Source organism: Collimonas sp. OK242 (genome assembly GCF_900107095.1).
GTDB lineage: Bacteria > Pseudomonadota > Gammaproteobacteria > Burkholderiales > Burkholderiaceae_D > Collimonas.
Genome location: NZ_FNOR01000015.1, coordinates 108,058 through 122,814, shown reverse-complemented (window position 1 = coordinate 122,814; position 14,757 = coordinate 108,058). Strand labels below are relative to the sequence as shown.

Annotated in this window: 12 protein-coding genes; 3 read left to right on the top strand and 9 right to left on the bottom strand. The window is 59.2% G+C overall.

Annotated features, from left to right (window positions below; genetic code table 11):
- Positions 1-8: 8 nt before the first annotated feature.
- From BLV81_RS17410 to BLV81_RS17400, 3 genes are all read right to left on the bottom strand, one after another.
- Positions 9-407, bottom strand: a complete 399-nt coding sequence (locus tag BLV81_RS17410) for an ExbD/TolR family protein (protein WP_092358554.1) — start codon at positions 405-407, stop codon at positions 9-11.
- Position 408: 1 nt separating this feature from the next.
- Entirely contained in the window at positions 409-1,086 is a 678-nt protein-coding gene (locus tag BLV81_RS17405; RefSeq protein ID WP_092358552.1) for a MotA/TolQ/ExbB proton channel family protein, read from the bottom strand.
- Between the two features lie 61 nt (positions 1,087-1,147).
- A complete protein-coding gene (locus BLV81_RS17400; RefSeq protein ID WP_092358550.1) occupies positions 1,148-3,334 on the bottom strand; it encodes a TonB-dependent receptor domain-containing protein in 2,187 nt (728 codons plus the stop codon).
- A 263-nt stretch (positions 3,335-3,597) separates the two neighbouring features.
- Between BLV81_RS17400 and BLV81_RS17395 the strand changes: the two genes are divergently transcribed.
- The 3 genes from BLV81_RS17395 (at position 3,598) to BLV81_RS17385 (ending at position 6,715) form a co-directional block, all read left to right on the top strand.
- Positions 3,598-4,275 (top strand): response regulator transcription factor, encoded by a 678-nt coding sequence (locus tag BLV81_RS17395; RefSeq protein ID WP_092358548.1) that lies wholly within the window; start codon positions 3,598-3,600, stop codon positions 4,273-4,275.
- Positions 4,265-5,575, top strand: a complete 1,311-nt coding sequence (locus BLV81_RS17390; RefSeq protein WP_255365315.1) for an ATP-binding protein — start codon at positions 4,265-4,267, stop codon at positions 5,573-5,575. Before BLV81_RS17395 ends, BLV81_RS17390 begins: the two co-directional genes overlap by 11 nt.
- A gap of 96 nt (positions 5,576-5,671) precedes the next feature.
- Entirely contained in the window at positions 5,672-6,715 is a 1,044-nt protein-coding gene (locus BLV81_RS17385; RefSeq protein WP_092358546.1) for a questin oxidase family protein, read from the top strand.
- An 88-nt stretch (positions 6,716-6,803) separates the two neighbouring features.
- Here the strand turns inward: BLV81_RS17385 and BLV81_RS17380 are convergent, their stop codons facing one another.
- The 6 genes from BLV81_RS17380 to BLV81_RS17355 are packed head-to-tail and all read right to left on the bottom strand — an operon-like array spanning position 6,804 to position 14,451.
- A complete protein-coding gene (locus BLV81_RS17380) occupies positions 6,804-8,192 on the bottom strand; it encodes a cytochrome c (RefSeq protein ID WP_255365313.1) in 1,389 nt (462 codons plus the stop codon).
- Between the two features lie 26 nt (positions 8,193-8,218).
- A complete protein-coding gene (locus tag BLV81_RS17375) occupies positions 8,219-9,817 on the bottom strand; it encodes a GMC family oxidoreductase (RefSeq protein ID WP_092358544.1) in 1,599 nt (532 codons plus the stop codon).
- Positions 9,814-10,380: a sorbitol dehydrogenase family protein gene (locus BLV81_RS17370; RefSeq protein ID WP_218134291.1), complete on the bottom strand. Its 567-nt coding sequence runs from the start codon at positions 10,378-10,380 to the stop codon at positions 9,814-9,816. Before BLV81_RS17370 ends, BLV81_RS17375 begins: the two co-directional genes overlap by 4 nt.
- Before the next feature lie 30 nt (positions 10,381-10,410).
- Entirely contained in the window at positions 10,411-11,493 is a 1,083-nt protein-coding gene (locus tag BLV81_RS17365) for a lactonase family protein (protein WP_092358542.1), read from the bottom strand.
- A gap of 10 nt (positions 11,494-11,503) precedes the next feature.
- On the bottom strand, positions 11,504-13,090 hold the full coding sequence (gene garD / locus BLV81_RS17360; protein WP_092358540.1) for a galactarate dehydratase: 1,587 nt from the start codon (positions 13,088-13,090) through the stop codon (positions 11,504-11,506).
- On the bottom strand, positions 13,087-14,451 hold the full coding sequence (locus tag BLV81_RS17355) for an MFS transporter (protein WP_092358595.1): 1,365 nt from the start codon (positions 14,449-14,451) through the stop codon (positions 13,087-13,089). The genes garD and BLV81_RS17355 overlap by 4 nt, the downstream gene beginning before the upstream one ends.
- Positions 14,452-14,757: the final 306 nt, after the last annotated feature.

Here is a 14,757-nt window from a genome sequence, read left to right as displayed (position 1 = left end):
TGCCGCCTTTATTGACTATCGCCGTTGCGGGTCGCAAGGCCGAGTTCGGTGACGCCGCCCTTTTTGATGGCATCGATAGCCGCCATCACCTGCTGCAGCGATGCGGTTTGATTGCCGGCGATGGTGACCGCGGTCTTGCTGTTGTCCTGCCGGCGTAGCTTGTCGGTCAATTGCGTCGGCGTCAGCTGTTGCCCCTCAACCAGCAGGCTGCCGTCTTGCCGGATCTCGACCAGCAGCTTGGGCGCAGGAATGCTGACAGCCGTGGAACTGGTCGGCAGCTTGGTCAGGTGGCCGGAAGCCGGGATCATGCGCAGCGTCAGCATCGCAAAGAAGACGAGCAGGAACAGCATGATATCGATCATCGGGATGATTTCTATCCTGGCCTTCTTGGTTTCCAGATAACGCATCTCAAGCCCTCGCCGCCGGATGGGAAATCGACGGCTGGGCGATCGACTTCACATTGGATACCCCGGAGGCGACCCGCGGTTGCAGCCGGTCATGGCGATTAAGCAGCATGACCTTGATCGTTTCCAGCTGATGCAGCACGATGCGCACACGCGTATGCAGGGCGTTGAAGAAAGCCAGGCCGATCATGGCGATAAACAAGCCGGACGCAGTCGCGATCAAGGCCTCGGCAATCCCGCCGGTCACCTGGGCCGCGCCGTTCTGCGTATCGCCCAGTATGTGGAAAGCGTTGAACATGCCGATGATCGTGCCGAACAAACCGAGCAGCGGCGCCAGCGTGACAACTGTATCGAGCAGCCACAGCGAGCGGTCGAGCGCCGGCACTTCATGCATGATGGCTTCTTCCAGATGGCCGTCGAAAGTGGCGCGGTCAATGCTGGCCGGCGCATGCTGCAGCACATCGAACAGGCGGCCATGCGGCAGGCGCGCCAGTTTTTGCGGCAGCAGTCCGCCATCTTCGCGCTTGAGCATGGCGATGATCTGTTCGCCGCCGTGCTGCATGTTGGACAAGTAGCGTGCGCGTTCGATGATGACGGTCAAGGCGACCAGCAACAGCACCAGCATCAGGTACAGCGTGCCGCCGGATTCGTTGGCCAGTTCAAGCAGGTGTGAAATATTCATGATGTGGATTCAGGTAAGTGGGAGAGCAAAGCTCTCCCGATGGATCGAATGCGCTGGGACTTTAGAAATCCAGATTCAAAGCCAACGACAAACTCCGTGCCGGCAACAGCGTCAGCACATCGCCCGGCGCCGGCGCCGAGGTCGCAGTGGAAGCTGGGTTGACACCGACGATGCTGTGCTTGTCGAACAGGTTGTTGACGCCGAACTGGATCTTTGCCTGTTTGATAAATTGCGCCGGATGCTTGATCGTGTAGTTGACGAACAGGTTGGAGATCGTGAACGGCGCGATCTTGACTGCCTGGTGCACGCTGCCGTTATCGTTGTACATGGTGCCGACACGCTTGTTGAGCCAGCCGATATCCCAGCCGCCCTGGTTGTAGTTCAAGCCCAGTGTCTCGGTATCGCTAGGCGCGCTGGCTATCCATTGGCCGCTGGCGTACTTGGCGGTACCGTAGGTGGCATTGGCGTACAGGCTGAAACCGGCGCCCAGGACAACGTTGCCTTCCGCCTCGACGCCTTGGGTGGTCGAACTGCCGTTGGCGAAGAAGGTGGTGTTGCCGGCGTTGTCGGTAAAGGACGAATAGGCGTTATCGAACTTGATATGGTAAGCATCGATATCGAAGGTAAAGCGGTCGGATTTCCAGACCGAGCCGATCTGGAAGGTCTTGCTCTTGATCGACGACGGCAAGGCAGTGACGTTGGCGTTCTTGACATCGAATACGCTGCTCGGCGGAATTTCATCGCCAACCACGTACTGGCCGTAGACCGACCAGTTCGGCTGCAGCAGGTAATGGACGTCGAACGACGGCAACACCGTGCTATAAGTCACCGCATGCTCGACGCTAGGCAGTCCGCCCAGCTTGCCGACAGTCTTGCCGTTATCGGCATACTGGGTCAGATCCTGGCGATACGACGAATATTTGACGCCCGGCGTGATTTTCAGATCCTTGGCAGGCTGGAATTCATATTCGACGAAAGGCTGCAAGGTAGTGGTCTTGAAGCGCTCGTGGAAATTCGGCAGCACCGCGTCGACCCAGGTCCGTGGATCGGATGGAATCTGATAACGATTGGTATCGGCGTTTTCCGCCCACAGGCCGGTGCGCAGGATGCCGAAACCGGATTCCTGGCTCAAGCGCAGCAGGTTACCGTAGGTGCGGTAGCTGTTGAGCTTGTCGGTGCCGCTGGTGGCCGTGATGGTGGTGCCGTTGTAATTCTGCTGATTATGATAAGCGTAGGTGTAGAGCTTGTCGTCCAGCTTCCAGCCGCCGCCGAGATTCGAGCTCAGGCCGGCATATTCGAAGTCTGAGGTGACATGGTAGAAATTGTAGCCCCAGTAGTTAGCTTGCTTGGGATTATTGCTCAGCAAATAATCGTCGCCGAACTGCGCGATCTGGGCGCGGGTCGCACCCTTGGTATTGGGGGTATTGGATTTCAGGTCGATATAGGAACCGAACAGGGTCAGCGCCGTATTGTCGGTAATCGCATATTGATATTTGAGCGACACTGCGTCGCGTGTTTGCTTGTTGTAGGTTTGATAGCCATCCGACGTCATCTGATGGGCGTTCACCAACAGGTTGGAGGAACCGTCCGGACCGAACTGGCCGCTTTCAAACTCGGCGCCGTAGATCTTGGTATTGAATGAACCGTATGAGCCGAACACGCTGCTGCGTTGTTCCGGTTCCAGGTTACGCGACAGCAGATTGACCGAGCCGCCGAAGTTGGCCGGACCGATGGTCGCCGCCGAACCCGGGCTGCGGTCGACTACCGCGCCGCCCAGGAACTGGCTAGGGAAAAATGCCCATGTGTGATGCGACGGGCTATTCGTATCCTGGAATGGAATGCCGTCGAAGCTGACCGTGTAGTCGCCGTCGGAGAAGCCGCGGAAATAGGTCTTGGTATCGCCCAGGCCGACGCCGTTCGGGCTGTAGCTGTACATGCCCGGCGTCATCTGCAGCACCTGGCTGAAATCGGCTACCGGCGAAGTGAGATTGCGGATGAACTCATCGCTCACTATCGATTGCGCCGAACGCGCCGTCAGCGAACCCTGCGACGGTGCAGTCGTAGTGGCGGTGACGGCTTTGCCGGTCACTTCAACGGTGCCGGAACCGCCGTTGGCGCTGACCGCGCCGAGATCGGTTGCTTGCTGCGCGCTGGCGATAATCGGTGCGGCCATGCACATGACAGCCAATGCATGCAGGACTTGCTGGGTAGTCGGTTTTAAACTCGGCTTCAAACTAGGGCGCTTCATTTCTAGGTTTCCTTTTTTTGAATTCAAATCGTGTCGTAAAAATCGAAAGAAGATGTTCAGTGAATGGCTTGCAGCCAGGGAACGGAGCGTGCTGGCCGTAGTTCGGGGCGAAGCATAAGCTTTGAAAATTAAGCGAAAATGATCTGCGAAAAATTCGCCCGAATCTGCCCGAATCTGTCTGATTTACGTCAATCGCCCGCGCATTTCATGCGCTCGTCATAATCGGCTGCTATGTTGTAAGGTCGACCAGGCCAAGACCTCCGATGCGCTTACTTCTGATAGAAGACGACTACATGCTGGGCAATAGCATCCGTAAAGGGTTCTATCCCTATGGTTTTACCGTTGACTGGACCCAGGACGGGATTGCCGCCGAAGCCGCTCTGGCTGCGGAGTCCTATTCGGCCGTATTGCTGGATTTGGGATTGCCGCGCAAATCGGGACTGGAAGTGCTGAAGAAAATGCGCGCCGACAGCAACAGCACGCCGGTGATCATTCTGTCAGCCAGCGACCGCGTGTTGAACCGGATTGAAGGACTCGACGCCGGCGCTGACGATTACCTGAGCAAACCCTTTGATCTGGATGAACTGGCGGCACGCGTGCGCGCATTGCTGCGACGTAGCGGCGGCCGCACCAGCCCGTTGCTGACGCATGGCGATATCCATTTCGACCCGGCCAGCAATACCGTCGCCTACAAGGGTAAGAATATTTCCCTGAGCAGCCGTGAGCTGATGGTGCTGGCGGCCCTGATCGAAAAGCCCGGCGCGGTGCTGTCGCGCGCGCAACTGGTCGACAAGGTCTATGGCTGGAACGATGAGGTTGAGAGCAACACCATCGAAGTACATGTCCATGCATTGCGGAAAAAATTATCTCCCGGCGTTATCCGCAATATCCGCGGCCTGGGTTATATGCTGGCTGCCAGCGAGAACTCGTGTGTCAATTAGGAACCGCCTGCTGTTTTGGCTGCTGTCCGGATTAACCATCCTGGGAGCATGTTTTGTACTGGCGGATTATCTGATCGACCGCGCTTTGCTGGCCGATATCTATGACGACCAGATGAGCCAGATTGCATTTGCCATTCCGCCCCATTTCAGCAACAGCGACCTGGAAAGAAGCGCGCCTCCGCTGAAATACGATGGCGACGACAGCATCTTGCAGATTTGGGATCGAAACGAAAAATTAAGCTATAGCTCCCATCCCGACATCCTCCTGCCGCGCTTCGCAACGCCCGGATTCAGCGAGGTGCGATGGCGTGGCAGCGAGTGGAAGCTGTTTATCCGCAAGACTGACAGCAACCTGATCCAGGTGGCGCAATCGTTGAGCGGCAGGCGCAACATCGCCGTCGAACATGCGCTGCGCTCCCTGATACCGCTGCTGATTTTCTTGCTGATCATGGGCTTGCTGATACATTGGAGTGTCGGCACCGGATTGCAATCATTGACCCGCCTGTCGCAAGAACTGGAAAAGCGCACGCCCGACAAGCTGGGACGCCTGGCCTCGCAAGACCAGCCCGCCGAAATCAAGCCGTTGACGCAGGCACTGGACACCTTGCTGCAGCGTCTCAGCATCGCGCTGGAAGGCCAGAAAAAATTCATCGCCGATGCTTCGCATGAACTGCGCACGCCGTTGGCAACCTTGCAAATCCAAACCCAGCTGGTGGAGCAATCGCTGGGGAGCGGGCGCGAAGCGCATGCACTGGCCGATCTGAAGGCTGGCGTGAAAAGAACCAGTCATCTGCTCGAACAACTTCTGATGGTGTCGCGCCTCGAATCCGCCGCTATCCAGGATCAGCACGTGCCGCTGCAACTGCACCAGATTGCGCGCGAGGTGACGATTGATCTCATACCCTATGCCAACATGCGCAAGATCAACCTCGGCGTGGAACAACTGGACGCGGGCGCCGTCATAGGATCGGAGCATCATTTGCACATCCTGCTACGCAATCTGATCGACAATGCGGTGCGCTACACACCCAGCGGCGGCCAGGTCGACGTCACCATCCGGGCCCGGCAAGATGACATCCTGCTGGAGATAGAAGACAGCGGCCCCGGCATTCCGCCGGCGGAAAGGGAGCGTGTCTTTGACCGCTTCTACCGCTGCCTGGTGCCGCAAGCGACCGGCAGCGGCCTTGGCCTGGCCATCGTCAAGCACGTAGCCGAACTGCATCAGGCCGAAGTACAGCTGGGACAGGCGCAGCGGCTGCGCGGGCTGAAAGCCAGCGTCATCTTTAAGAGAGCCGCATAGCAATTTGCAATCTTTCATCTAAAAAATTCTGATTGACTTCAAGCTAACTTGAACTTGCATACTGTGTTGGTCTACCACTGATCCTGAGCCAATGACATGAATCAACGACTGCACGAACCAACTCTGCACCGGCTGCTCGACGACAACGCCCGCTTCGCAGCTGACAACAACGGCATGAGCAATCACTGCCCGATGGCGCTTTGCGCATTAGCCGGCATGGGTGCGCAGCCGGCGCGCCTGCAGGAATTTTTCGATAGATGGGAAGGCCGCTTCGCGTTGCTTGCCAAACCCGTCGTCAAGTCCGTCAATCGCGCATCGTGGCCGTTATCCGTAGGCGATGCCAGCGCATTCAACGCCCTGCGCGGACATTTTGAAGAATGGATCTGGAGCGCCGGCGCGGATGCCGTCCTCGAACAGGTGCTGAGCAGGATACCGTTTGCTCCTGCAAGCGGTGCTTTTCATGCCTTGATCCGGCTCGGATACGGCCTGGAGGCAGAGCATGTCGGCGAAATCGCGGCCGGACTGGCCGCACTGGTCAGCGGCAATCTGCACATCGACATGGGCGCGCAGCAGCGCGTGCCGGCCGCTTCGGTGAATCAAGGCTTGGCGCTATTGTCGCACGCGATGGACGGTACGACATTCACTGGCGATTGGATTGTAGCGCGCCTGCGGGCGGCGAGCGCCAATCCGTCGTTTTACGCGACGCTGCCGGCCGCACCGACGCAGCCGCAGCTGCTGGACGACATGGCGCAAGCGGCAATTTCCTTGTATTGGCAAACCAATAATTTCACTGCGCTGCATATTGTCACCGGCCTGCACGCCGCACGCCGCGTCCTGGCGCATTTGCCGGCAACGCTGGCGCAACGTTTACTGCCGGATTTGTGGATAGCGGTTTGTGCCGCCTATGTATCGATCGGTGCGCCGCCTCTAGCCACGCCACACGCCACGCTGGCGGAAGAAGATATCCTGGCCGACAATGCGGACACGTGGCAAGACCTGTTCACCACGGCCATCGCTTCCGCCGACGACCATGTGATCAAGATGGTGTACACCTGTTATTGCGAAAACCTGCGTGCGCCGTCGCCACTGTATCCGGCTGCGGCAGCGCGGCGGGCGGGCCGCGTGTTCCAGATGCACTAGCCCCGGGAAGTCAGCATGCCGCTTTCCGCCAGCCATTGGAGAGCGAATGAACAGTCCCTCGCTCTCGCGATTCAACTGAAAGGTTCAGTTAACGATGGCGCCGCCGATACCGGAACAGCAACAACGAAAATAAAACTATGACACCTGCCGTGCCGGGCCAGACCCACTTCAGCAATGGCGACGGCGTACCGCCGGCGCGCAATTGGCCGACACGCTGCACCGTAACCTTGGCCTCAGGATGACCGAACTGCTGCGTCAGGAAATTGCTCAACGTAACAATCTGTTGATCCGACAGCGTCCGCGCAAATGCCGGCATAGTCATGGTGGCGCCCGGCACATCCGCTTGCCGTTGCACCCCCTGCAATATCGCCATCACCAGATTGTCGCCGTTGGCATGGCCTAGCGCCGTGTTGTGGAACAGGGGCGGCAAGCCGCCATCCGGCGTGCCTTTGCCGCTGGCCTGATGGCAGGTGGCGCAATAAGCGTCATAGACCTGTGGGCCGGTCATCTGACGTCGGTCCGCAGGCAACGCTACGCCGCGAATCGATCCGGTGTAATCGGCGGCCGTCCCCCATTGATCTGGCGGTCTGGTATCGGCGGCGTCGTGGATGGGCGGTGTCTGTTTTAGCCATAGGGCCAGTGCGCGCAAGTCGGGCTCGGTGAGGTTGCGCAGGCTGTGATCGACGGCTTCCGCCATTGGCCCTGCTGTCTGCGCTTTCAGGCCTGCACGGCCGGTTTTCAGGTAGGCGGTCAGTTGTTCCGTGCTCCAGCTGCCGACGCCGCTGTTAACATCCGAGCTGATGTTGGGTGCATACCAGCTGCCCAGGCTGTTGCCGCCCAGGCTGCGCTCACTCAACTCGCCCATGGTCGCGCCGCGCGGCGTATGGCAGGCACTGCAATGCGCCAGCGCCTGACCCAGATAGGCTCCGCGGTTGATTTCGGCGCTCTTGCCGGGATCCGCGACAAACGGCCGGCCGTCCAGATGCATGGCATTCCATGCCGCCAGCGATGAACGCACGTTAAAAGGAAACGGCAATCTGGTTGCGGCTGGTTTGCTGTCAACGGCAACCACGCCCTGCATGAAATACGCATACAGCGCAGCCACATCTTCATCGGTGATGCTGGCGTAGGCGGTATATGGCATCGCCGGATACAGATACGCGCCATCGGCACGCTTGCCTTTGCGCAGCGCATCCGTAAATTGCGCCAACGTGTAGGCGCCGATGCCGGCATTTTCAGATGGCGTGATATTGGTGGAGATAATCGCACCAAGCGGCGTGCTGATTGCCACGCCGCCAGCGAACGGCTTGCCGCCGGCGGCGGTATGGCAGGCGATGCAATCGGCCGCGGTGGCGAGATATTTGCCACGCTGTACTGTGTCGTCGCTCGCTGCCCACGCGGAGGTAAGCGACCATAGCGCCATGCCCAGCATTGCGGCCGCACCGAACCCGCGCACGGCCATGCATCTTGTTTTCATCGGTGCAGTCCTTGCCATCGTCATCATCAAAGCGAGGCCCTGATCGATTCGGCGCTGCGCAAAGCCAGGGCTACCGCCGTCAGCGTGGAATTGACAGTAGCCGAGGTCGACATGATGCCGGTGCCGGCCATGAACAGGTTTTCATGGTCATGGCTGCGGCCGTAGCTGTCGACCACGGATTCAGCCGGATTGCCGCCCATGCTCAACGTGCCGGTGATGTGCTGGTTATTGCTGTACTTGCCCTCATCGCTGTAACGCAGGTTACTACCGCCCATCAGCGCCGCGATCTTGCCGTATTCGATGCGGGCCAGCGCCATGCCGCGATGGATATAGTCATCCATTTCATAGTGGACTTGCGGCGTCGGAATACCCAAGGCGTCCTTGCGATTACTCAGCACCACGCGATTTTGCGGCAAGGACAATTGTTCCATCACGTTCTTCAGGCTGACCTGGCGCGCCGCACGATGGCGCAGCTGTTGCTCCAGATCGACGCCGTAGACGCCCTTGGCAATCAGCTCCCGGGTGATCGCCAGCACTTGCGAAGCATCGCTGATATCGATACGGAATGCGGCATGATCGCTGCGGAAAGCGCCGTCGCGCAGATGATTGATGGAAGCCGGGCTCATCGGTCCGCGCCCCGGCCAGTTGGCCTCCTCGGTATCGAAGGTCAGCTTGTTGCTAGGGTGATCCATCAGGTGACGGCCGACGGTGTCGGAACTGTTGGCCAAGCCTTTGGGATATTTATCGCTGGCAGACAGCAGCAACAGTTTCGGGCTTTCGATGCCATTCGCAGCAAGAATGAAGATCTTGCCGGTGACACGATAGGATTTTTTATCCGGATCGTAATAATGCACAGCTGCGATACGGCCCTTGGCGTCGTGTTCGATGCGATACACGACAGCGTTCGCGATCAATTTCGCACCGGCCGCCTCGGCGCTATCCGCTGCCAGGCCACCGTGGTACTGGGCGTCGATAGGACAGATCGGCATGCAATTATTATTGCCGCAACACGCCGGCCGGCCATCATAATTCCGGCTATTGCGCGCGACCGTATTTTCTATCACCTCGTAACCGGCCGGCGCCAGGCGTTCGCGAAAGCGCCGTTGCGCCCAGGATTCGGCTACCGGCGGCATCGGGAAAGGCTGGCCGCGCGGCGAGCCGTTTTTGGTCGAACCGCTGACGCCCATCTTGACTTCAGCCTCATGGTAGAACGGTTCCAGTTCTTCATACGAGAGCGGCCAGTCGCGGCCGACGCCATACAGCGTTTTCATGCGCATGTCATTAGGCAGCACGCGCCAGGCCTGCGCCGCCCAATGCCAGGTGGTGCCGCCGACCATGCGGATATATTCAGCCGGATACGGATACGGGCCGGCCTGGACCAGATAGCCGTTATCGTCTGGCTTATAGAGCGGATGCGGCGCCCACGGTGAAAAGGGATAAGGCGACATGAAGTCGTCCTTGCGCGGCGAATTGCGGAAATTGGCGACAATGGTCCCGCGATCGGATCTCGGCCCGGCTTCCAGTATCAATACCGAAACGCCCTGTATTGCCAGGCGCTGGGCGACTGTGGCGCCGACGATGCCGGAACCGATGACAACGACGTCTGCGGATGTTGTGCCATTCATGCTCTCCCCCCCGCCTTTCCGACAGGCTGCGCCGACCATGTTCCGTATGCGCCATAGGCGTAGCTGGGTGGCCGCAGCTGATCGCTGACGGCAAGGTTCATCAACGCATCTTCGTAGGCTACGCATTTGGCCTTCGCCCCGCTGCCAACGACGCCGACATACCAGCTGAGCAGGATGCGGCGCGGCAAAGCGGTAAATGCAGCTTGCTCGCTATCCAGCGCGGCTTGCAAACTGGCAGCGTTCAATTTCCGTTCCGCTATGAATGCCTGCAAGGCCTGGACCTGCACGGCGAAATTCGCGTCGGCGGCGCCGAGTGCCTGATACAAGCGCTCGGTCTGCGCCGGCGGCAACTCGGCATGCCCGCTCAACAACAGGGAAATCTGCAGGAATGCATCTTTGGCCGGGGCGTTCTGCACACCATTCGAGACGGCGGCCGCGGCATGCGACAGCAATGGTCCGCCGACTATCACGGTGCACAAGACAGCGGCGCTGCCGCCCATGAAAAAGCGCCGCGAGACGCGCCCAGGCGGCTGGCGGCGAGTGATTTTATCGAGTGGAGTCATGCCAGGAGCGCCTCCCATAAGGGATATCAACTATTGAAGATCGATGATCTCGACCCAGTTCGGATTCTTTCCCATCTCATACTGATGCAGCAGATGCAGCGCGCCGGTCTTTTGGTCGATGGCGTAGCTGCTCATGCGATTGGACTGCTGGCCGACCGCCAGCAGGAACCGCCCGCTGGGATCGATATTGAAGCCGCGCGGTTGGGTCTCCGTCGGGAAGCTGCCGATCGATGTCAGTGCGCCGCTGTCCGCGTCAACCGCAAAGCCGGCGAGCGTGCTGGAGGTTCGCTCCGAGGCATACAGGAAACGGCCATCCGGCGTCAGATGCAAATCCGCCGGCGCCAGGGCGCCGCCTTGAAAATCTTTCGGCCGCAGCGAAACGGAAGTTTGCAGCGTCATGCTGCCGGCTGCTGCATCATAGCGATAAGTATTCAACGTGCCGTCCAGCTCGTTGGTGCCATAGACAAAACGCGCACGGCGGTCGAACACGAAATGACGCGGACCGGCGCCGTGCCTGGTTTCTACATACGGCGGGACGTTTGGCGTGACCTGGCCGCTAGCCGCATCAAATCGATATTGCAGGATGATGTCGCCGCCCAGGTTGCTGGCAAACAGGTGCGCATTGGAAGGATCAGTCGCTATCGCGTGCGCTTTTTCGCGGGTTGGAATGACAGCCACCGGCTGCGTTTCGACATCGCCCTTGGCGGTGATCTGGTTGATGGAAATCTTGTTGCCGGTGTAGGACGCCGCCAGCAAGAAACGGCCGCTCTTGTCCGTCGCCAGGTTAGCCATATTGTCGGCCAGCGGCACGGTCGACAGCAGGTTCAGCCTGCCGCTTTGGCTGTCGATGGAAAAGCTGCTGACCGAGTACGGCAGGGAACGCAACGAGGCGTACAGGAAGCGGCGATCGGGGCTGACCGCCAACGGCATGACGGTGCCGCCGGTTGCCACTTTCTCCACCATGGCGGCGCTGCCATCCGTCTGATTGAGTTCCATGACATAGATATCGCGGCTGTCGGCGTTCGACACGTACACCATGGTTTTGGCAGAGGCCGATACGCTGATCATCATGAGCGCCAGGGAAATGCATAGGCGGTTGAATTCAGGAGGCATGGTTGTTCCGTCAGGTGATAGGCGCCGGATTGAATAGCGTCAACGCATTGTGCAATTTGTGATGTTCCGCCCAAGTCTTCTTGCGGCCGCTGGCGACGTCCAGCATGAGATGAAACAGTTCCCAGCCGACGTCTTCAATGCTGGCCTCGCCGCTGGCAATGCGGCCGGCGTTGACATCCATCAGGTCGTGCCAGCGCCGCGCCAGGTCGTTGCGCGTAGCCACTTTGATGACCGGTACCGCGGCCAGGCCGTAAGGAGTGCCGCGGCCGGTGGTGAATACGTGCAGGTTCATGCCGGCCGCCAGCTGCAAGGTGCCACAGACAAAATCGCTGGCCGGCGTGGCGGCGTAGATCAGGCCTTTTTGCTTGAGCTTGTCGCCAGGCGAGAGCACGCCGGAAATGACGCTGCTGCCGGATTTGACGATCGAGCCCATGGCCTTTTCGACAATGTTGGCGAGGCCGCCCTTTTTATTGCCCGGCGTGGTGTTGGCGCTGCGGTCGACGCCGCCGCGGGTGAGGTAATCGTCATACCAGGCCATCTCGCGGATCATGGCTTGCGCCACCTCGGCATTGGCGGCACGCGCAGTCAGCTGGTCGATGCCATCGCGCACTTCGGTGGTCTCGGAAAACATTACGGTGGCGCCGGCGCGCACCAGCAAGTCGCTGGCAAAGCCGACTGCCGGATTGGCGGTGACGCCGGAGAAGGCGTCGCTGCCGCCGCACTGGACCCCGACGATCAGTTCCGATGCCGGACAAGAAACACGGCGGCGCTTATTCAATTCGCTCAATTGCTCTTTTGCGGTGGCCATGATCGATGCAATCATCGACTCGAAGCCGATGTGTTCCGCATCCTGCAAACACACTACGCGCAAGCCGTCTTGCTTGCCGCCGGTGCTTTGAATCGGAATCGAACCTTGCGGGAACAGCCGGCCCGGTTGCAATTTTTCGCAGCCCAGGCTGACCACCATTGCCTGGCCGCCGAAGTTGGGATTCATGCTGATGTTGCGCAGGGTGCGGATCGGAATCTCGGCGCCCGGCGCATCGATCGCCACGCCGCAGCCGTAGGTGTGTTCGAGGCCGATGACATCGTCGACGTGCGGGTATTGCTGCAACAATTCAGCCTTGATGCGCCTGACCGCATGCTCCACCACACCGGAAACACATTGCACCGTGGTGCTGATCGCCAGGATATTGCGCGTACCCACCGTGCCATCCGCATTGCGATAGCCTTCGAAGGTGTAGCCTTCCAACGGCGTTGCCGCTGCCGGAACCCGGTTGGCGATCGGCAGGTTGCTCAGCTCGCGCGCCGGCGGCATCCGCACCAGCGATTCTTCGATCCAGCTTCCTTGTGCAATCGGCCGTTGCGCATAGCCTATCACCACGCCGTAACGCACAATGGACTCGCCTTCCGCCAGATCGCGCAGGGCGACCTTATGGCCCTGCGGTACTTTGTCGCGCAGCACCAGCCCGCAAGGGAAGACGGCGCCTGCCGGCAGGCCGCCGTCATTGGCGACAATCGCAACGTTGTCCTGCTCCTGCATGCGGATGTACAGCGGTGTGTTGTTGTCCGTATCGACAACCGGTGCTGCCTTGATCATGATTCCACTCCAGATAATTTCTTGTATGGCTGCCCGGCATCGTCAAGCGGCTTGAGCTCGACGCGCCTGATATCTTTCACAATCACCAGGTAGCTGATTACGGCTAGCAAGGCATTCGCGCCGACATACACCAGCGCCCATTCGAAGGAACCGGTTTCCTTGATGATATAGCCGATCACGATCGGTGCAGTGATGCCGGCGATATTGCCGAACATGTTGAACAGACTGCCGGTGAGACCGATGATCTCTTTGGGCGAGGTATCGGCGACTACGGCCCAGCCCAGCGCGCCGACGCCCTTGCCGAAAAAAGCCAGCGCCATGATGCCGACCACCATCCATTGGGTATCGACGTAATTGCACAAGATCATGGTGGTCGACAATAGCAGGCCGGCGACGATAGGAATCTTGCGCGCCCAGGTCAATGAAAAGCCGCGTTTGATCAGGCGATCCGAAATCATGCCGCCCAATACGCCGCCGAGAAAGCCGCAAATCGCCGGCAAGGAAGCCACGATGCCCGCTTTCAGGATCGACATGCCGCGTTCCTGCACCAGATAGATCGGGAACCAGGTCAGGAAAAAATAGGTAATCGTATTGATGCAGTATTGGCCGAGATACACGCCGGCCAGCATGCGATTGCCGAGCAGCTGCTTGAGATAACCCAGCTTGACGCCGCGGTTGGCCTGGCTGCCCTTGCTACCCTTTTCGGCTGCACTCCTGCTGCTCCCCAGCCCCTGATCCATGTCGACCAGGCCGCCGCCGTCGCGGATATGCGCCAGTTCCGCCGGACTCATGCGCGGATGATCCTTCGGGCTATGCATCACCCGCATCCAGATCATGCTCAGCACCAGGCCGGCAGCGCCCATCACCACAAACGTTTGCGACCAGCCGTAGGCATGCGTGATCCAGGCCATCAAAGGGGCGAACAGCACGGTAGCAAAATATTGCGCCGAATTGAAAATCGCCGAAGCGGTGCCGCGTTCAGTTGTCGGAAACCAGGCAGCGACGATGCGGCCGTTGGCGGGGAAGGAAGGCGCTTCGGCCAGACCGACCATGAAGCGCAACATGAATAACGCCGGCACGGCCCACAGCACGCCCAGAAAATGCACGCCCCCTTGCAGCAGGGTGAACAGCGACCAGATAAAGATGCTGGCAGCGTACACCCGCTTCGAGCCGTAACGGTCGAGCAGCCAGCCGCCCGGCAATTGCCCCAGCACGTAAGCCCAGCTGAAGGCGGAAAAGATGAATCCCATGGTGACAGCGTCGAAGCCCAGCTCGCTCTTCATTGCGGTGCCTGCAATGGAAAGGATGGCGCGATCGGCGTAGTTGAAAGTGGTCACCATGAACAGCATGAACAAGATCATGTAGCGCAGCTTGCCACGTTGAGCCGGTGCCGGCCCAGTCGTTTTGTTGATATTCACCTACGTCTCCTGTTTTTTGCCAGAGTCAGCGCTTGCAATGAAGCTGCTTGATACACTGCAGATTCCCGCCATCCGAAACCGTCATCGCATATGTTGCGGATCCGGGTCGGATTTTTTGCTGTTGCTTACCGGTTATTGCTTGCTGCGGGGCGGCGTTCTTATTGTTATTGATATTTACTTGTACTAGACTACACTTATGTTATCAGTCATCCTACAACTTGAATCGTAGTATAATCACCGAAAAATAAT

Excerpts from the sequence above, each read along its gene's own strand:
- BLV81_RS17410 (WP_092358554.1), bottom strand. The coding sequence starts at position 407 with ATGCGTTATCTGGAAACCAAGAAGGCCAGGATAGAAATCATCCCGATG.
- BLV81_RS17405 (WP_092358552.1), bottom strand. The coding sequence starts at position 1,086 with ATGAATATTTCACACCTGCTTGAACTGGCCAACGAATCCGGCGGCACG.
- BLV81_RS17400 (WP_092358550.1), bottom strand. The coding sequence starts at position 3,334 with ATGAAGCGCCCTAGTTTGAAGCCGAGTTTAAAACCGACTACCCAGCAA.
- BLV81_RS17395 (WP_092358548.1), top strand. The coding sequence starts at position 3,598 with ATGCGCTTACTTCTGATAGAAGACGACTACATGCTGGGCAATAGCATC.
- BLV81_RS17385 (WP_092358546.1), top strand. The coding sequence starts at position 5,672 with ATGAATCAACGACTGCACGAACCAACTCTGCACCGGCTGCTCGACGAC.
- BLV81_RS17380 (WP_255365313.1), bottom strand. The coding sequence starts at position 8,192 with ATGAAAACAAGATGCATGGCCGTGCGCGGGTTCGGTGCGGCCGCAATG.
- BLV81_RS17375 (WP_092358544.1), bottom strand. The coding sequence starts at position 9,817 with ATGAATGGCACAACATCCGCAGACGTCGTTGTCATCGGTTCCGGCATC.
- BLV81_RS17370 (WP_218134291.1), bottom strand. The coding sequence starts at position 10,380 with ATGACTCCACTCGATAAAATCACTCGCCGCCAGCCGCCTGGGCGCGTC.
- BLV81_RS17365 (WP_092358542.1), bottom strand. The coding sequence starts at position 11,493 with ATGCCTCCTGAATTCAACCGCCTATGCATTTCCCTGGCGCTCATGATG.
- garD (WP_092358540.1), bottom strand. The coding sequence starts at position 13,090 with ATGATCAAGGCAGCACCGGTTGTCGATACGGACAACAACACACCGCTG.
- BLV81_RS17355 (WP_092358595.1), bottom strand. The coding sequence starts at position 14,451 with ATGATCTTGTTCATGCTGTTCATGGTGACCACTTTCAACTACGCCGAT.